Source organism: Nostoc sp. (assembly GCF_054880495.1).
This window is the reverse complement of sequence record NZ_JBTYKD010000395.1, coordinates 1-17,344: the sequence shown is the minus strand read 5'-3', so window position 1 is coordinate 17,344 and position 17,344 is coordinate 1. Positions and strand designations below refer to the sequence as shown.

Annotated in this window: 17 protein-coding genes and 1 pseudogene; 8 read left to right on the top strand and 10 right to left on the bottom strand. The window is 39.7% G+C overall.

The window, feature by feature from the left end; translation table 11 throughout:
* Positions 1–1,199: MobV family relaxase (gene mobV / locus ACYTXL_RS33430; protein WP_461928329.1), on the bottom strand; the 1,199-nt coding region annotated here is incomplete at its 3' end.
* A gap of 794 nt (positions 1,200–1,993) precedes the next feature.
* On the opposite strand from mobV, the gene ACYTXL_RS33425 reads away from it, so the two are divergent.
* Together ACYTXL_RS33425 and ACYTXL_RS33420 are read left to right on the top strand one after the other, a co-directional pair.
* Positions 1,994–2,119, top strand: a complete 126-nt coding sequence (locus tag ACYTXL_RS33425; protein WP_461921871.1) for a hypothetical protein — start codon at positions 1,994–1,996, stop codon at positions 2,117–2,119.
* Between the two features lie 282 nt (positions 2,120–2,401).
* Positions 2,402–2,719 (top strand): hypothetical protein, encoded by a 318-nt coding sequence (locus ACYTXL_RS33420; RefSeq protein ID WP_461928328.1) that lies wholly within the window; start codon positions 2,402–2,404, stop codon positions 2,717–2,719.
* 144 nt (positions 2,720–2,863) lie between these two features.
* On the opposite strand, the gene ACYTXL_RS33415 is transcribed toward ACYTXL_RS33420, so the two are convergent.
* From ACYTXL_RS33415 to ACYTXL_RS33390, 6 genes are all read right to left on the bottom strand, one after another.
* Entirely contained in the window at positions 2,864–3,343 is a 480-nt protein-coding gene (locus ACYTXL_RS33415; protein WP_435027112.1) for a cupin domain-containing protein, read from the bottom strand.
* 114 nt (positions 3,344–3,457) lie between these two features.
* Positions 3,458–4,681, bottom strand: a complete 1,224-nt coding sequence (locus ACYTXL_RS33410; protein ID WP_461922270.1) for a DNA-processing protein DprA — start codon at positions 4,679–4,681, stop codon at positions 3,458–3,460.
* 6 nt (positions 4,682–4,687) lie between these two features.
* On the bottom strand, positions 4,688–6,787 hold the full coding sequence (locus ACYTXL_RS33405) for a RecQ family ATP-dependent DNA helicase (RefSeq protein WP_461922271.1): 2,100 nt from the start codon (positions 6,785–6,787) through the stop codon (positions 4,688–4,690).
* Positions 6,788–6,862: 75 nt separating this feature from the next.
* Positions 6,863–7,018: a hypothetical protein gene (locus ACYTXL_RS33400; RefSeq protein ID WP_461922272.1), complete on the bottom strand. Its 156-nt coding sequence runs from the start codon at positions 7,016–7,018 to the stop codon at positions 6,863–6,865.
* Positions 7,019–7,159: 141 nt separating this feature from the next.
* Positions 7,160–7,888 carry a ParB N-terminal domain-containing protein gene (locus ACYTXL_RS33395; RefSeq protein WP_435027109.1) on the bottom strand — a complete coding sequence of 243 codons (729 nt, stop codon included), beginning with the start codon at positions 7,886–7,888 and terminating at the stop codon, positions 7,160–7,162.
* On the bottom strand, positions 7,885–8,475 hold the full coding sequence (locus tag ACYTXL_RS33390) for a ParA family protein (RefSeq protein ID WP_461922155.1): 591 nt from the start codon (positions 8,473–8,475) through the stop codon (positions 7,885–7,887). Before ACYTXL_RS33390 ends, ACYTXL_RS33395 begins: the two co-directional genes overlap by 4 nt.
* 57 nt (positions 8,476–8,532) lie before the next feature.
* Between ACYTXL_RS33390 and ACYTXL_RS33385 the strand changes: the two genes are divergently transcribed.
* Positions 8,533–9,612: a PDDEXK nuclease domain-containing protein gene (locus ACYTXL_RS33385; RefSeq protein ID WP_461928327.1), complete on the top strand. Its 1,080-nt coding sequence runs from the start codon at positions 8,533–8,535 to the stop codon at positions 9,610–9,612.
* 119 nt (positions 9,613–9,731) lie between these two features.
* Positions 9,732–10,085 carry a hypothetical protein gene (locus ACYTXL_RS33380; RefSeq protein WP_461922157.1) on the top strand — a complete coding sequence of 118 codons (354 nt, stop codon included), beginning with the start codon at positions 9,732–9,734 and terminating at the stop codon, positions 10,083–10,085.
* Between the two features lie 179 nt (positions 10,086–10,264).
* Here ACYTXL_RS33380 and ACYTXL_RS33375 read toward each other — a convergent pair whose 3' ends face one another.
* The 3 genes from ACYTXL_RS33375 to ACYTXL_RS33365 all read right to left on the bottom strand — a co-directional run bounded on the left by ACYTXL_RS33375 (position 10,265) and on the right by ACYTXL_RS33365 (position 12,662).
* The gene (locus ACYTXL_RS33375) at positions 10,265–11,749 is read right to left on the bottom strand and encodes an AAA family ATPase (protein WP_461922158.1); all 1,485 of its coding nucleotides are present in this window, start codon (positions 11,747–11,749) and stop codon (positions 10,265–10,267) included.
* 177 nt (positions 11,750–11,926) lie between these two features.
* Positions 11,927–12,061: a chemotaxis protein CheB gene (locus tag ACYTXL_RS33370; protein WP_461922160.1), complete on the bottom strand. Its 135-nt coding sequence runs from the start codon at positions 12,059–12,061 to the stop codon at positions 11,927–11,929.
* A gap of 22 nt (positions 12,062–12,083) precedes the next feature.
* Positions 12,084–12,662 carry a tyrosine-type recombinase/integrase gene (locus tag ACYTXL_RS33365; protein WP_461922159.1) on the bottom strand — a complete coding sequence of 193 codons (579 nt, stop codon included), beginning with the start codon at positions 12,660–12,662 and terminating at the stop codon, positions 12,084–12,086.
* A gap of 515 nt (positions 12,663–13,177) precedes the next feature.
* Between ACYTXL_RS33365 and ACYTXL_RS33360 the strand changes: the two are divergent.
* From ACYTXL_RS33360 to ACYTXL_RS33345, 4 genes and pseudogenes are all read left to right on the top strand, one after another.
* A pseudogene (locus ACYTXL_RS33360) lies at positions 13,178–13,297 on the top strand (tyrosine-type recombinase/integrase); the annotation flags it as partial.
* A gap of 216 nt (positions 13,298–13,513) precedes the next feature.
* Positions 13,514–14,611, top strand: coding sequence for a YaaC family protein (locus tag ACYTXL_RS33355; protein ID WP_461928326.1), 1,098 nt, complete (start codon positions 13,514–13,516; stop codon positions 14,609–14,611).
* Positions 14,611–15,612: a hypothetical protein gene (locus tag ACYTXL_RS33350; protein ID WP_461928325.1), complete on the top strand. Its 1,002-nt coding sequence runs from the start codon at positions 14,611–14,613 to the stop codon at positions 15,610–15,612. Before ACYTXL_RS33355 ends, ACYTXL_RS33350 begins: the two co-directional genes overlap by 1 nt.
* Positions 15,613–15,724: 112 nt before the next feature.
* Positions 15,725–16,423 (top strand): hypothetical protein, encoded by a 699-nt coding sequence (locus ACYTXL_RS33345; protein ID WP_461922649.1) that lies wholly within the window; start codon positions 15,725–15,727, stop codon positions 16,421–16,423.
* Positions 16,424–17,344: the final 921 nt, after the last annotated feature.

The following is a 17,344-nucleotide window of genomic DNA, read 5'->3' as shown; positions in this document are numbered from 1 at the left end:
ACTCCTGGCCAATTGGCTTTATCCTCAACTCTTAGCTGGAATTGGGGACGAGGTTCTGACTGGATAATCTCAGTAGTCATCTTAAGGGCGTGAGCTAGAGCTGCCCGTTCTGCCCCAGCTTCCCCAAATCGCTCATGCAGCCATGCGATCGCTTGCCGGAAATTGCAAGAGTTAACGTGCATCACCAAATCAATCGCACCGCCACCGCCTTTGGAGTGTTCGGGTGAAAAGTCATAAAACTTGGAGCCATCTATATTAATGATGTGTCCGTGGCCTTTCCATCGCTCATGATCATGATTTAGTCCCAACTCCCAAGCCACATCCTCCAGGGGCAAGTCGCGCAGTTGTTGAGTCTTTAACTCAAGCTCGCGTACCCGTTTTTCTAGTTGCTGTCGTTCCTTCTCGCTAGCCCTCGCCCGTTGTTCTGCCCTCTCCAATCGCTCTGCCATGAAGGAGCGGTCAGCCAGTTGGTGGTTAATCGCTTGGAACTGGTCATCTGACTGAATCCTGGCTACATAACTCCTAGCTGATTCAAATGGTGTGGGTGCTAATTGGTTATTTGTAATGACTGCGGTGAGTGGTTCACTGTTAACCGCTTGGTAATATTCCTTTACTTTGGTATGGGTTGCCTTACTGCCCTTAACCCCTCGTTCAATACCCAAAGGAGCGAGTGCGGTAGCATAACTATCTTGGAGTTTGGATAACTTAATTCTTCCCTGTCCACCTCTGCCGCCAAACATCGCGTCATGACTAACTCTCCCGGTTTTCTCGTTCACTGGCACGATGTAGGCGTGGATGTGTGGGGTACTTTCATCTAGGTGGAGTTCTGCCCTGACGCACTTTGACCCATAGTTTTGAGCTAGCCAGTCACGAGATGCACTCGCCCATTGCTGCATCAGTGAATCAGACCACTGCCCAGAAAGGGATGGATCTAAGGGGCGGAAATATTCAGGTGATGCCGAGAGAAACATTTCGGTGCATAATACTGCGTCCTTTCGGGGTAGATGCTTGAGCGTAGAGATTTTCTCCTTCACTATCTCCTCTAAAGAGCGATCGTCTTCTCCCCCAATCAACCGTCTATTATCTTTAGTTGGATCTGCATTGAGTGTTTCTCGTTTGCGGGTAACATGGTCATCACTTCCCGCAACGTTGCCGAATGTTTTTAGTTTCTCAATTCTGAGAATGGTTAGTGGCGACATAAAAGATTTATGCTACAAATGCAGTGCGTTGTAGTACCCAAAAACCCCTCCAAGCGAACGACGGTTTCGTGTCATGAGCGCAGCGAGAGATGGCGCAGCCACCCGCAGGGCATGAAACCATAGTGAGTATGGTATACATTATACCCCAGCCCGAAATCCACTTTTGCGGGAGAACCCACCAGGAGCATTTCACCCAAATAACCCTCAAATTACCCCAATTTTCCCCAATTGACTGTCGTTTGACTGTCGTTGGTTTTTACGGGTAGGCACGAAAACGACTGTCATTTGACTATTCTTTCACTATCAATTGTGTATCGTTGGGGTAATTTTGGGGAGAAATGGGGGTGTTTTGCCACATGGGAGTTTTTGTATCAAAGTACACTATGGACATAGTGTGACAACTGAGAATGTCACTTGTTGTCACTCATTAGACTACAAAAATCAAGCTGATGGGTTGAAGAGAGTGAACTGTACAGTCACTTTTGTCGTGATTGTGTAGTTCTTCAGTAGTCTTTTTTGATGGCTGTTGCTTATGCTTCTGCTTTTCAGTTTTGGCTGTCAAAAACTTTCCGCCAAATATGGCGTACTGTGCGTCAGAAAAAGATGGATTACAGAGCTTAAAAGCTTTTAAGCGATTTTCAGGGTAATTGACCAATTATTGGGATCAAATGGGAGACTTCTTATAAGTATTGGGAACTGTTCTTCTTTATTGGGAATTTTTGAGCTAATGAGAATTTTGTGAGTGGATGATGTAAAAGGGGTAAAAAGGTAAGAAAAAATTAGAGATTTGGGAGATGTTGGATAGATATTGGGAGATGTTGAATGTAGTTGGTGAGAATTGGGAAAATGGATGTTTTGTCGAGGTTTTATCTGAGATGCACGAATTGAGCCAAATCAAGAAGCTAGTGCCAAAACTGTAAAATTTCTTGATAAATGTGTCAATAATCACGGTTTGGGCGGTTATTATTGAGACTAATTATCAGTTGTTTATGCAAAAAAAGGGTCAAAAACAGGGGAAAATTTTTTTGTGGATTTTGTTTCTTTAATGTTGAGTCTTGGTTCTGTTTCAAGCCGAATGCTCAACGTTCACTTTTCTTGTGAACAACTACGATAGCCGAGCGATCGCGCATCTTGTGGTCAACCTAATCCAAGATAAAATCAAGAGCGAAGAATTTTAATTGATGATGAGCCAGGGGTAAGCTATGGAAGTCAAAAGCGAGGTCACAATTAAATTTAGCGGGTCACTACCAACAGCCAAACCAGCAGAGAATAAAAAAGTTGCAATCGAGTTGACTGACCAGAACGGTATAGTCTTTACCGCTCAAGTTAATGCCAAAAGCTGGCGGAAGGCTGAAACTAGCGCCTCGGAATTCGCAGACTGGGCTGGGGCTGTATCGGGCAAGCTTGGTGTGCGAACAGAAAACGGGTTTGAAATTATTGACGCTGGGGTTCAAATCTTTGAAAAGAAAGCGAAAGAGCCTAAACCAGATGTAGCGGCGGCTGAAGCTGGCGCAAGTTAATAGATGTGTCTCAAGCATCCAACAGCAAATTTCCACCTCTGCAATGAGATATTTGCTCTTGTGGAAGCAATCTTAATTGCCGATTACACATGGAGCTGAGATGGCCCGCATAGAGCCGATATCACCCTACTGGCTCTGACAAAATTAGTACGGTGTGCCGTCTTTGTGGACAAATCTCCACAAGCCATTCTCGAAATTGGCCATCAGGTCGTCATCGGGATAGCTGCCTGAGTCAGAGGGTGTTCTGTCCCCGATTTCGAGGTAAAGAACATCCTCTTTTGTTTCGTTGATCAGATGGTGTCCGTTACCAGTGCCAGCCTTGAAGCCGGCACACATACCTGGGCAGAGTTGTGTACAACCTTCGTCGGTACGTAGCGTTGGATGCCCCTCCAAGATGTACACGAACTCGTCTTGCAAGGTGTGAGCGTGACGAAGGGCTGAAATTGCCATTGGAGCTAGGCGTGTTAGGTTTACACCAAAGTTCGTAATCCCAAACAAGTCACCTAGTGGGTGTTTCTCCCTGCCCACCATACGCGATGCAAATGGTTCAGGATAGTTTGAGGGCTTAGTTCTTGCTGGTGCATTACTTGCGTTGATGGCGATCAATTTTGCTCCTTCTGACATTAGAACCTCTTAAGACGGAATGATGAGGGCTAATACCAATTCCAAATTTTTGTCGGCTCTTATTTTGGCAAAGGTATTGTTCTCACTAAAATAAAAGTACCCTCTGTGACACTATCATAATAAAGAAAGTTGAGTTGCTGGTTTATTGACTATATAAGCGACTGGTCTGTTAATTTTTCTGACCTTCCCTTCACTCACAGCCTTGTTTAACCAATCCTGCATTTGAGATGGTCTGACATCCAGACATTCCGCCAGAGATTTTGCATCTTTCGGTTGCTGTAAATGATTGAGAATAAAAGGTAAAATAGCTTGATAAATATCTTGTGGATGAATATCCAAAATAGTCTCTTGAGTTGTTGTTTCTACCTTAATCTGTATCGGTTCAATGCAAGAAGCCGCTTTTGTCAAAAGTTCTCTCAATGAATCGTTCCAGGGTTCAGCCGGAAAAGATTTTGCACCTTGATTGTGCAGTTGCTGATTACCTTCTGACACAGCCCCTTCCAACCGTACAAAAACTGGGATATCTTGAAGTCGGGAAAGCGCTTCCACTGCACCCGCCCAAGTACCGCCTTTACCGAAAGAAGAACTGACTACAAGGGCATAATCTGCTAAAGCATAAATATATTTGTTTCGCCCCATTGCATTACCAGTATTGAAACCAGCTTCAGGGTCGTAACTAGAAACTAAAGTAAGTCTACCCTCTTGAATACTAGACCGATACTTGCTGTTTACTGCCGCTTTAGTCAAACTATCCGCCAGTACACCAACAGATGTTCCTCCTGCGTCCAACACGCCTAGCATTGCTGCTTGATCTACTCCACGTGCCCCACCGGAAATCACTTGCATGTCTTGTACAGCGCTGTTTTGTGCAACTCTTCGCGTGTAGCCAAGTATCTTGTCATCAACATCACGAGAACCGAGAATTGCTAATCCTCCTAGAGATAGCAGTTCCATATTGCCAACACCATAGAGAATTGCTGGTGCTGAATGTCTCAGTCTTTGCTTGAGACGTTTAGGATAGTTTATGTCACTTCTTCCCAGTACCCATAATCCCTGATTAGTCCATTTCTCAACAGCCAAACTTAGCATCATACCCCGTTCTAATAAAGCTGAAAGCCTTTCAGGGTTAAGCTTATTAAGAGTAATTTTGTCTAACTGTTCTTTGGCTGTAGATTCTAGTAAATCTGCTGGGCGCATCTGGTTTTCCCGCAACCAGTCTGTTAAAGAATTATATTCACTCAGAGTCAGAGGTTGTGGCTCAATTTGACGATTTTGCCCAAAGCTGGCACACAACAGCAAAATTGCTTGAGTATCTGGTTGCAGGACATGATTGAACATGATTTTCTAATCCCCTTGACCGAATGAATTGAGTGCTAATGCCACAGGAAAAACTACTCCACTGTTAGCACGACGCAAAAGTGCTGCAACTACAGTAAAAGTCCAACGGGAATCAACTATATCATCAACCAAGAAAACAGAACCACTCATTCCTTTCCCAGAGTCAACGGCAAAAGCACCATCCAAATTATGAGCTTGTTGGTAACTGTTGCTCATCTTTTTCTGAAATTCAGTTTGGTGAACTTTCCGCACAATTGGCATGAACGGCAAGCCTAATTTTTCTGCCAGTTGTCGAGCAAAATTTGGTACGAGTTCTGGACGATTCAATGAGGGAACACAAGTTACCCAAGTCGGAAAGGGTTGTGGTTTCCAACGTTGAATCATGTCAATAACACCCTGCACCAGTGCATCATCAAAATGATTATCTTGATATTTACCCTGCTTGACTAATTCTCCCCAGCCTGCATCACCCCATAGAGATAATGCCCTTCCCGATTCTGATTGTAAATTATTTTTAATATTGCCTGAAAAAGCATAATTGGGCAATGCTTGTGGTGGCCATTGTTTGCGCGGTTCAATGATTTGGTCGCTGCGACGTAAATATTGAATTGCTTTATTTATAAGTTCGATTGAGCAAGTCTCTGGTAATAATGGTCTCTTCAAACACACAGCACATTTACCGCAAGCTATGGGATGAGGATCGTTTAATTCTGCCGCGAGAAAACTCATCAAGCATTCTTGACTTTGCATATATTGTAACATTATGGCTTGTTCTTGGCGACGAATTTGTGTGAGTGTTTCAATTTTTTCAGTGTTAGGTTGATAAAAGACTGGGGTCAGATACCATTTTGAATTTTGCTTAGTTACAGGTGCAGGAAATTCCAGTGATAGCAGTTTTAAAACTTTTTCAATTTGTCCCCGTGAAAGATTGACTTGCTGCTCTAATTGGGGAACAGAAAAACCATCTACAGCTTCGTCTAGTGCATTTAAAATCTTTTGCGTATGTATCTCTGGGGGGAAAGCTGTATTGATAAAGTAGTTAGTGATATCATCATCTTCATCACCGCTCAGAAGAATTCCATAGGCTTTTTCTACCGCTCTACCTGCTCGTCCCACTTGTTGATAATAATGGATAACAGAGCCAGGACGCTGATAATGAATTACAAATCCTAAATCTGGTTTATCAAAACCCATTCCTAATGCTGTAGTTGCTACTAATACCTTAATTTCATTATTTAAAAGCTTGTCTTCCAATACTATACGAACTTCGTTATCTAAATTACTATGGTATGCTTTAGCATTAATGTTTTGAGTTTTTAACCAATCGGCAACTCTTTCTGCATCTCTAACAGTTAAGGTGTAAATAATCCCACTTCCTGGCAAGTTAGGAAGCTGTTGGGCTAACCATGCCATTCGTGCTGCTGGACTAGGGATAGCAATATTTTGCAGATGCAAACTTTGTCTGATTAAATTTCCTCTGGAAACACGCAGAGTTGATCCCAACTGAGCGACTATATCATTTACAACTCGATTGTTAGCTGTAGCAGTTGTTGCTAATACTGGGATGTTTTGGGGAAGTGCCTGTAAAATTCTCACAATCCGGCGAAAATCAGGGCGAAAATCATGTCCCCAATCGGAGATGCAATGAGCTTCGTCAACAACAAATAAACCTATACGTTGAGATACTGGTAAAAGAATCTTTTCTCGAAATTCTTCGTTACCTAGTCTTTCGGGAGAAATTAGCAGAATGTCTACTTCTCCTGCTAGCAACTGTGTTCCTACTAGTTGCCATTCATCTGTATTGCTGGAGTTAATTGTTTTGGCTTTTACACCAATGCGTTCGGCTGCTGCAATTTGGTTTCGCATCAAAGCCAGTAGTGGAGAAATCAAAAGAGTACAACCTGCACCTTGATCTCGTAGCAAGCGAGTTGCTAAAAAATAAACTAGACTTTTTCCCCAACCAGTGCGTTGAACAACGAGTAAACGCGATCGCTGCTCGAGTAACTCTTCAATAGCTTCCCATTGTCCAGAGCGAAAGTCAGCTGTAGAGTTATCAAGCGCTTGACGCAGAAGCAATAATCCCTGTTCGTGAATACTAGTTGTCATATATACTAAGTAACTAATTATCGTTTCTGTTGTAACATAAAAGACAACCAGTATTAGTTATGTTGGAGCGTTCGCCTATAGTATCACTTCACTAGGATCGTAGACATCATAACCAAGAACGCTTAAAAAAGGGAAAATTAGCGCCATCTTAGCTGTTTCTTTGCCACAAATGTTATCAAATCGCTTACGGATTTGTTCAGACAATTTAGTAATATCTTTAGCAAACCCCATATATGCAAACCTTAGTGTAGTTAAAAACCATCAGTTTAATGTAAATCATTATACAAATCATGTGTAGTATTTATTGAAAGTACGACACCTGTCGTACTTTTCGGTTGGTCAATATTTTGGCTAAAATCCAGATACATCAGTTTATTTCTCACCACTCAAAACATCCTCAATCAAATTCAGGAGTTCTGGCAGACGTTTTGCTAAAGCTTTCTCTTTCGGGGTTTTCGGCTCAATTTGTTGCCACTGCTTCAGCTTAGTTAATGCTTGTTTTAAAAGTACGACAGGTGTCGTACTTTTTTCTGGTTCAGTATCTTGCTTCGATTCAAAATATCTTTGTACTGTACGCAGGTTTTTGCCAACTACAACTGCTAGAGCAGGCATTAAAGGCTTTTGTCCTTTCTTGGGTCTTCCCTTTACGTCAATAAATCCAGCAGTGCGTAGACGTTCGGCAATTGCTTTTACTTCGTTTGGCGTATAGTCTCTACGCTGTTCGTTCTCTGCTATTTCTACTTGCAGTGCCAAATCTGGTTCTGACTCCGCATCAAATGGCAACATTCTGATAGGAATGCGATTATCTGGGAACTGATGAAGATATTTATCTGCCTGCTGTTCCTTTAGAAGTTGAATTGCCGCTAACCGATGCCCTCCAGCCAGCAATCTAGCTTTATTATCTAAAACCAATGGTTCTATTAATCCTAAAACAGCAATTGACTCTGCCAAAGACTCAACGTGCTTCGGATTTAAAGGTCGCGTATCCTGCTCACGGTCTTTAATCTGCTCCAGTAAAACTGTAGAATCTTGGAGCTTTAGGGGTTGAGATTGCCCCTGCCGTTTTTGAGCGACCTCCAGAATTTTATCAAAATTGGTCATGAGAGAATTTCCTTACCCACTGCCTGGTAATCGCTCCAGGCATCAGAAGCACGAGGATCTTTTACCATATAAACTGGAACTCCAAAATTTTCAGCTTTCAGGTAAACAGCCATTCTTCTAATCCAAGTTTTAAACAAAGGTAAGCCAATTTTTTCAAGACTTTCTTTGGCTTTATATCCATCACGGCTGGGGGAAGGAGGAACACAAGTCAGTAAAACTTTAAACCTTCCAGGCGGCAATTCATTCAGTTCTCCCACAGTTTCAATCAATGCTTCTAGAGCAAAAGTGCTGGGATGTGTGGGAATGATCAGTAAATCACTAGAGCTTGCTAATGCTTTCAACTCATTACTGGCAGGACGGGCGGGAGTGTCAATCACAAGATGCTCAAAATCCTGAGCTTGATCTATTTCATTGTGATCATAAACATCTATTGGACTTTTACCACGCTCTGACCAATGCAATACAGAGCGATTAAGATCACCATCAGCTAGTACAGTTTTACCTTTGATAGCAAGGTAAGCCGCGAGATGTATTGCTGTGGTAGATTTTCCTACACCCCCTTTGAACGATGCGATAGTAATAATCATTGCAGTTTAGTCACATTCCAGTCATGATGGCGGATTGTACAGCACAAGAGGCAATAATTGAAGAAAATTTATGCGGGTTGGGGTATGGCGGATAACTTATCACCAATGGATGGCTATGATGACTTTTTACGAGAGTTAAAAGAACGCATACGCAACGCCCAAGTAAGAGCAGCTTTGTCTGTTAACCGTGAGTTAGTGTTACTTTATTGGCAAATCGGGCGCGAAATTATCATCAGACAGCAGCAGCAGGGATGGGGTGCAAAAGTTATCGAACGTCTTGCCAGAGATTTAAAAGCAGCTTTCCCAGATATGAAGGGATTCTCAGCACGTAATCTAAACTATATGCGGGCTTTTGCTGAAGCTTACCCAGATGAGCAAATTGTGCAACAGCTTGTTGCACTAATTCCTTGGGGGCATAATGTTCGTATTTTGGATGCTATCAAAGACATAACAGCAAAGCTATGGTATGTACAAAAAACCTTAGAAAACGGCTGGAGTCGAAATATTTTAACTCTACAAATTAACAATAGACTTTTTGAACGTCAGGGGAAAGCTGTTAATAACTTTGATGTTATATTACCCCCTCCTCAATCAGACATTGCCAGAGAAACTTTAAAAGACCCTTATGTTTTTGATTTTTTAAGTTTAGGAGAAGCAGCACAAGAACGAGAAGTAGAAAAAGAACTTGTTAAACACATTACCCAATTTCTTTTAGAATTGGGTGTAGGATTTGCTTTTGTTGGTCAACAATATAATTTAAAAGTAGGAGATAATGATTTTTATATAGACTTGCTTTTCTATCATGTTAAACTACATTCTTTTATAGTAATTGAACTAAAAACTGGTAAATTTAAACCTGAATATGCAGGAAAAATAAATTTTTATCTTTCGGCAGTGGATGATTTGCTCAAATCTCCTGTAGATAGTCCTTCAATTGGTTTAATTTTATGTGCAAGTAAGGATAATGTTATTGCTGAGTATGCACTGCGTGATGTCAATAAACCAATTGGGATTGCTGAATGGCAAACTCAACTTACTAAGTCATTACCAAAAGAGTTACAAACAAAGTTACCAACTATTGAGCAGTTGGAGGCAGAACTGGAGAATTTATCTGTAGAAGTAGAGGATGAAGAATGATTAAAAATATGAAGAGTTGAATTTGCAAGCATGGAGAAACTAACTGATGATAAATTAGCTTTTTATGATGCCCGAATCAGGGAAGCACAATGCTGACAATTTGAAGTTACGGAAAGATTATGATTCCAGTAGAATATTTGAGGATAAAGGAAAAGGTAAGACAGCTTGCTCGTAAATCCGGCATAACAGCAATTGATAGCTGCTACATTAGCCTAAATTTAGAATCAGAGCGCCCAGATTGGGGATTAATTGGGGGGATATTTTACCCAAACCACCTCGAAGAAGAGATAACGTCTCAAGAAGAAACTCTTACAAAAATTGCAGACAGCCTAGATATTTGGCTGGCGTTGGTTAGAGCTAATAATGTTGTTGTATCTTTGAGAAAGAAAGCACTCTCAACCAAAAAAATAGAAGATATCAGACACTACCTCGATGTTCAGTTCGTTTCATCTACGGCTACTGTCAACCATTAGTAATCTGGCACTTTGGAAATGGGCGGTGCTGGCGGCGATGAGTTACGCCCACCGAAATATATACAAAGTTAAATGCTCGACGTTTTCTTAATTTTGACTGGGGTGATTTGTAGATTTTAGTTCGCAATATCAATAGTAAGTAAAATTTTTACACCAATACTTGAAGACCCTTATATAAATCAACCATATAATTCGAGTTTTTTATTTTTTAGCCAAATTTGTACTGATTCAGAAAAGTTTGACCATTCAGGAGATTGAGAAAAAACTCTAATTATACTATTTAACCCTATTTCTTCAGAACATCCCATCTGTCCAACTAAAACTTTTACTAAATTATGGTGATCTCCAGCATTAATTATATCAGAAGCTAAAGTCTTAATTTCTTCATTTTCAGAATCCATTTGATTCGGCATATTGCGAATACAATTGAATATAAAAATTTCAGGTTTTACATTTTTTTGTAAATTAAATTGCGTTAAATGCTTTAACAGTCTATCTCGCAAATTCTCTATTTCTGAGCCATGACCCGTTATAACTCTTTCGATTTGCTGTTTCTTTTCTTCTTCAGTAACATAGACATCTCCGTCTAATACAAATAAAGCATTATCGATTGATTGACGAGAAAGAGCTAGTCCTCCAGAGACAGTAAATACATTTGTAGCAGCACCATATTTATAAATTACTACATCTTTAGAAATTCCAAATAGTCTACAAATATGGCTAACAATTGCTTGTGCAAGGTTATCTTCAACATATATTTCAATTGATTGTATCTGTTTACCAGTCATACGACGAGTAATATCTGGAGTTGTATTAGGCATACAAACTGTATGTTTTTCAGTTTGATGAATGTGTCTTAATTCAACTTTATCTTTTAATTCAAATAACCCAGTATTATGAGAAGTGAATATTATTTGATGATGCTTTTCGATAGCACGATCATAAATAACTGCGATCAATTTTTTAAGAGCTTGTGGATGCAATAATAAATCTATTTCATCTATTAAAATTAAACTAGAGTTATAGGGCGATCTAAAGACAGCATCAAGTATTGTAAATACTCTTTGTTCTCCTGCTCCCATTGTCAACGCTGAATATTGTGTATCTCCAACTTTAACTCCAATAATAGTTTTATTTTCGTATGTATGTACGTGTAGACTGTCGTAATTCTTATTGAGAATGTAACCTGCTTTTTGACGAATTAATATGTCTAACTTCTCTGATTGTGTTGTTGTTGTATACTGGATTTTTTGACCTTTGTTTTCAGATTCAATTACTGGAACGCAGGTTTTGATTTCAATAAATTTAACATATCTTTCAGGTCTTCTGTCATAAATGACCCATCTATCCTTTTTTGGATAATCTTTTTTTACATTAGAGTAATTATTACTACCATCACTATAGCTATAATCTATAGATAGATATGAACCCGTCCAATCAAAGTGATTATGTGGGGGAAAAAATCTAGAAAATTTATAATTTTCGTCTCCTTTTTTTATCGGTTTATATACACAACATAAAGCATATAAAATAGTTGATTTACCACAACCATTTACTCCCATCAATGATATCAATGGGGAACCTTCTAAGTTAATACTTACCTGAGAAATATTTTTAAGTTTTCTGATAAAAATCTCATGAATAATTTGGTTATGTATTCCCATTAACTCTCCTTAAAAAGGAAAATATACCAAGCTTAATGCTCGACTCTGCCTTAATGTTGATTTGGATGATTTGTCAAATGTTGTCATGGCTAAATTCTTCCTTTTCTGCTTCTGCTATTGCTGTTTTCGGCATTAAAGATGTATCCCTTGTAGTACCTTCCCTGTAACACGGAGATTTTAAACTGCTGTTTTTCCTCCTTTCTTTTTAATTGCTAACATTCCTTTTGCTCCATTAGCACCGAGTCCAGCTAGAAGTAAGCCAGCAGTTTCATCAGTATGATTCTCACTAAGTTGTATCATTATTTTATCAATACAAGGTAAATATGGTTTCTATTCAATCAATCGTGTTCCACTTGATACCAGAAAAGCGTTTGGAATTTACTTTGGTATATTTTTCCGTGTGGCGGATGTCCCTGTGTCCTAAAAATTCCTGAATAAATCTGGTACTATGCCCTTCATTCACAAGGTAGTAACCGCAAGCATGGCGTAACTGGTGCGGATGGATTTTGATGTTTAACACAGCTACTTCCCCCAACCTAGTCAACAATCTTTGTACCGCCGCCGACGTTAACCTCTCTCCCCTTTCCCCAATAAAAACGTAATTACCACCAATATTTAATTCCTTTAATTCTTTCAATGCCTCGATTTCATCCACAGGCAACGGATGCACCCCGCTATCACTCCCTTTTTTACGCGTGATAAAAATCTCCTCATCTAAAAACGAAATCGCATCCCATCGCAAATCGCAAGCTTCCGACACCCGCAGCCCGTGGCGAAATATTAACAGTATCAACGCATAATTCCTCACCTTGTACCGTCCGTAAACTTTTGCCGATCGCAGAATGCTATTTACCTCACGTACTGTAAGATATTCCCGTGACCTGTAATGCTCATTCTTGCGCCGTACCAGCATTTTGAAAATTTGGAACTGTTCGTATTATACGTTTAAATACCAACACTCCCCATTCTCCCAAACCCTGATGCTTTCGTGAATATCCACCCCGAAAATTACCTCAGTTAAGCCACGCTTATCATTCACACCCCTCAAAATCTCCATTTCACCCCCATTGATAAGTTTGGCAAATATCTATCCTTTCTCTCTATACAAGGCTTGGGGTTACTCCAAGTAGTGGCAACTTTTGGCTGATTTTTAGCACTACCTCTGGGATAGCTGCGATGAAGCGCTCCCCACAAAGAGCGATGGCGTAACCGCCCGCCGTAGGCTATCGCTTACTCTGGTGGGGCATTGATATCAGAGTTGATATCATTTTTGGCGGAAGGAGGGTGATCGCTTTGTTTTGACAAGGAATAAGCCAATACCCAACTCTCTCAACTTAATCTCAGAAGGAAGGGGAGCAAGCAAAGCGCTAGATGAATTTTCATAAATGCTGGAACCTGATTGAGCATTCCCAAATTGGGAAAAAGTTCCCGCACAGGGTCAGGCATTCGGCGATGAAGGCGGCGCTTGATGCTACTGATGGGAATATAAGAAAGGTACAGAAATTGAGCCGTAATGCTGACCCGCGAACGTTGATGATTTATAGCTAAGGGATAGCGCACTAGGGGGATTGCAGAAGTCAAGATCAGTTACAAGGTTTTCATTGCCAAAATCTTCATCGCCACTGCTTCTCTTACAGGCATCACTGATAATCGATTCCCTTACCTGAGTAACATAAGTCCTTCGGAACCAATTTCGCTAAAGTGTAAGGCGCATAAGCTACCATAAGAGCTTAAGTGTAGTACAAATTTTCTGTAGCTCAATCTATGCGAGTTAGAAAAATATATACCGATAATCCTGATAGGGAGCAATGGAAAATGCTTCTGCACTTTTCTTACCCTGAAAGCATCCAGAAGTTTTTTGATTCTCAAGGGGTTGGTAATAAAAATGACTCAAATCTAATTGAAAATATTTGTGCTTCCGTATTACAAGCAAAAGAATACTTTGATACCTCTAAGATAGCATCTCTACAAATCGCACCAGTATTGCTCTACTATGGTGTCACTAACTTATTATCTGCTTTTGCTAGCTTAAAAACGGGACGAGAACTTGGTATTACAGGTCATGGGATGAAAATTGCTGATAACAACTTTGACCTGACAAATCTAGGTGATATTAAAGTAATTCCCAGCAATGCTAGCGCAGGTTCGCTTTCAATATTAAACAGGAGTTACGGTTCAAGTATTGATATATGCGACAAAGGGGCTTGGAGGTTGGCTGAACTTTTCGGAGCCATTCCAGATTTATTTAATGATTTTATTACTTATTTTCCTGGTGAAGAACCATCTGTTATACCGATCGAGGAAGTTTACACAGGACAATTTTACTTTGACAGATTTTCCACTGATTTGCTTTCTAGATTTAATGATCAAGACATTTTACCCGACAGAGTTGTTAATTACAAGAAAGCATATTTGCCGAATCAATCGCAAAGTGACTACGTTATTTTATATCGGAGATTGAATTATGAAGACATATCTACTTATTCATTGGTAGGCGAAAAATTTCTTGTAATTTCTCGGAATAAGCAGGGGACAATGGTCTATCTTCCACTTGAAATAGTCATATTAATGATATTATTTTGCTTTGGCTTTTTATGCAGATATAAGGCAAGTTTGTGGAATCCATTTGTTAGAAGTGACTATTCAGGAAAGAAGTTACTGATTGAAACTTTTTTAGATTATTCCCGCAGGGTAGTTCCAAATTTAGCTTTGAACTATATTTCTGATAAACGGTGTATCTTTGTCAATCAGGTTGTTAGCACGATAGACTCATCAGAAGAACATTCAAAACGTGAGATTGAGGAGTTAGTGAGAAGTGAAGTAAATAAAATACTAACGCAAAAAAATAGGAGAGGGGAATAGTGAGTATTCAAACTGAATGTTTTAATTTTTGCAAACAAATTTGGAAATTATCATATCGTGCGGAAGTGATTGCATTAATCCATAGTTTAGGACAGCGTTCAGGTTTTGGCGAACTGATGCAGAATTTTGTAGGACATCAATTTCTAACCCCACTATATATCCACTATAACCAATCTGATTTTATAGATAATACATCTGGAATCAGATTGCCTACAGTTTTACATCAGCTTAGTGAAAAAGAGTTATCTTTTCTCCTAAAATGTCATTTTTTACTCAATTTTATTAACGAGCAGTGTGTCCAGAAGATTGTAGAAAAATTTCCTGAACTCAAGCCATCTTTAAATCCATACGAGAGATTTATGAGTTTGGATGTTTCTAACTTCTCAATAAATGATTGTATAGACCCAAGAATGATTCAACCTTTAGTAGAATCATTTCACAAGCACGAAGCTTGTCAGAAAATTTTAAATGAGATTCCAGAGGATTTAGTTCGCCTAAATGCTAATGTATTGCCTGAAAATATTAAAATTTTATTCGGCGGTCTATTCAATAGTATTAGGGAGATGCCATCTTGGGTAAGAGATATTCCAGAGAAAAACACTAATGAGTATTGGGCATATTGTCTTATTCGCTGTGCAGTGTGTATTAATTCTATACTTAGAAATATTAATCAGCTTATATACCAAGCTTTTCTAAGAGAACAGCTTGTTGTTTTTAACGAAGACAATATTATTTATATTGGTAAACACCAGTCAAATTTTGTATGTGAAGATGTAGAACTTACAATACAGGCACAGGAAGAGACTATCCCTTGTTTACCATTTGATATTGTTTTGATGAAGTATACAAGTGGTAAAAATGAAGTCAAAACCTTTGCAAATATTATAAGTCTAAGATTCTCAATTGGGATTGGAAATCAGGGTATGACTCAGGGATTTGACTTGAGAGTAGTTGATGAATCTCTCAATCCTTATCCAGCTTTAGTGTCAACATCTAGGTGAAACGTCAAGCGATCGCGCTTGTTGATTTTTTGAGCGCCGCGCAAAAAGAGGGTTGCAATTTCACAGTGTTCTAGCTGTTAATATGAGAATGTAACTAGAACACTGTTTAACCATGCCATCAAAAAGATGTGGACTTGGCTTTGACTGCGCCTCAATGATGATGCAACCAGGGCTAGATGCTGGCGACTGCGAAAACTACGCCACCTGTGGATCTGCTACTCGACTGACACCAGAAGAAGAGTTTGAATTGATACGTTGGCGAGAAGTCCAGGCACAACAGAGGCAAGAGCAATGGGAACGCCAGCGCGAAGCAATACGGGTTAACCGCCACACTTGCGCGTTGATCATGTTAATGAGTCGCGGTTGCCCCCAAACACCCGAATCATTAGGGGTTGTAGAATTGCTCTCAAGAATTGCCCCTCTGCTGGAGGAAGTGCGATCGCAACTCGCCCATTTTGAAGGACAGTACATTGCACCCGAAAAGTGCGAAGCTCATACTTACAAAGTCAAGCGTCCCATAGGTGTCTATCAATATAATAAATTGACTGCGGCTGAAGCAATTTTTGAGCCAAGCGAAAAAGCCCAGAAGGTTCGAGTCGTCCACCTTAGTAACGATGATGACCCGCGTAACCTAGAGGCGCGGCTAGGCATCGAGCGCAGAAACGCCCTGACTCAAGCCAGGACTCAGATTAATGTTGCCCACCAAGCACTCACCCAAGCCTTGGAGTTGTTGCAGAATTCTAGCATAATAAATAATCAGCAAGCTAGAACAAGCATATCCGCGCCCCCATCCAATAGCGAAACGCTGTGAAACGCGATCGCAACTTCCAACTCCTAACTTCCCTTAACTAGCTGCTGAAGTTGGAAGTTGAAGTCGGAAGTTACTGGAACGCGCAGCGTTACCACCAGCCTCCGCTTATTTAAAATCAAGTGAAGGCAAAAGGATATACTATATGTATGACGTATTTATAGAAAAAGCCTTGAGTGCTGTAAACACCCAAGACTTTATTTAACTAGCCAGAGTTACTTCTGAGCTAAAAGGATCATTGCTACAACTAGAAGTTGACCAATGATCATGATGATGGTGATAGGTTCCATCTCATTGTCCTATTGAATAGCACACTGCCCCAATGTCTTTTTATTAAATGGATAGGCTTGGGGTTTTGTGCTGAGTTTTTTCCTATCCATGAAGTAATTATAATCCAATTTTTCCAAAAATAAATTTTCTATTTTTTAGGATTTACATTTTTTTTTATTTAGGATTTACATTTTTTTAAAATAGGTATCATAATATACAATTCACCTGGAACCGTTGTATTTATTGGCTTTATTGTATAGCAACATGTACAAAAGTTTCTTAAATACTTTTTTTTTAACCCTACTAAAATAAAATAACTATTAGCCAGCAGAGATTTAACTAAATTTGAAATAGAGAGTCAACTAAATTTCAAATATTAAACTAAACCTCCTAAAGTCCTGGTACTTATAAACTCTACTATATAAGAATCATCATCGTAATAAGGTTTTATACTTAGTCAAAAAAATTATTGTTTAAAAATTGAAGACGAAATAGATACTAAGTTTACAAATTTCAATCTATCTATCAAAACTGGCATTACCGTGTCAAAAGAGATAATTTGTACGCTAAGGCTGAAAGTGCGATTCGTTAGCTAGAAACTAGAGCCTGAAAAGGTTTCAGAGGATTAGCTGCTAGGTAATGATAACAGAACCT

Bases quoted from the DNA above. Each gene is read 5' to 3' on its own strand.
- ACYTXL_RS33425 (WP_461921871.1), top strand. From the start codon at position 1,994: ATGTTGGATAGATATTGGGAGATGTTGAATGTAGTTGGTGAGAATTGG.
- ACYTXL_RS33420 (WP_461928328.1), top strand. From the start codon at position 2,402: ATGGAAGTCAAAAGCGAGGTCACAATTAAATTTAGCGGGTCACTACCA.
- ACYTXL_RS33415 (WP_435027112.1), bottom strand. From the start codon at position 3,343: ATGTCAGAAGGAGCAAAATTGATCGCCATCAACGCAAGTAATGCACCA.
- ACYTXL_RS33410 (WP_461922270.1), bottom strand. From the start codon at position 4,681: ATGTTCAATCATGTCCTGCAACCAGATACTCAAGCAATTTTGCTGTTG.
- ACYTXL_RS33405 (WP_461922271.1), bottom strand. From the start codon at position 6,787: ATGACAACTAGTATTCACGAACAGGGATTATTGCTTCTGCGTCAAGCG.
- ACYTXL_RS33400 (WP_461922272.1), bottom strand. From the start codon at position 7,018: ATGGGGTTTGCTAAAGATATTACTAAATTGTCTGAACAAATCCGTAAG.
- ACYTXL_RS33395 (WP_435027109.1), bottom strand. From the start codon at position 7,888: ATGACCAATTTTGATAAAATTCTGGAGGTCGCTCAAAAACGGCAGGGG.
- ACYTXL_RS33390 (WP_461922155.1), bottom strand. From the start codon at position 8,475: ATGATTATTACTATCGCATCGTTCAAAGGGGGTGTAGGAAAATCTACC.
- ACYTXL_RS33380 (WP_461922157.1), top strand. From the start codon at position 9,732: ATGATTCCAGTAGAATATTTGAGGATAAAGGAAAAGGTAAGACAGCTT.
- ACYTXL_RS33375 (WP_461922158.1), bottom strand. From the start codon at position 11,749: ATGGGAATACATAACCAAATTATTCATGAGATTTTTATCAGAAAACTT.
- ACYTXL_RS33365 (WP_461922159.1), bottom strand. From the start codon at position 12,662: ATGCTGGTACGGCGCAAGAATGAGCATTACAGGTCACGGGAATATCTT.
- ACYTXL_RS33355 (WP_461928326.1), top strand. From the start codon at position 13,514: ATGCGAGTTAGAAAAATATATACCGATAATCCTGATAGGGAGCAATGG.
- ACYTXL_RS33345 (WP_461922649.1), top strand. From the start codon at position 15,725: ATGCCATCAAAAAGATGTGGACTTGGCTTTGACTGCGCCTCAATGATG.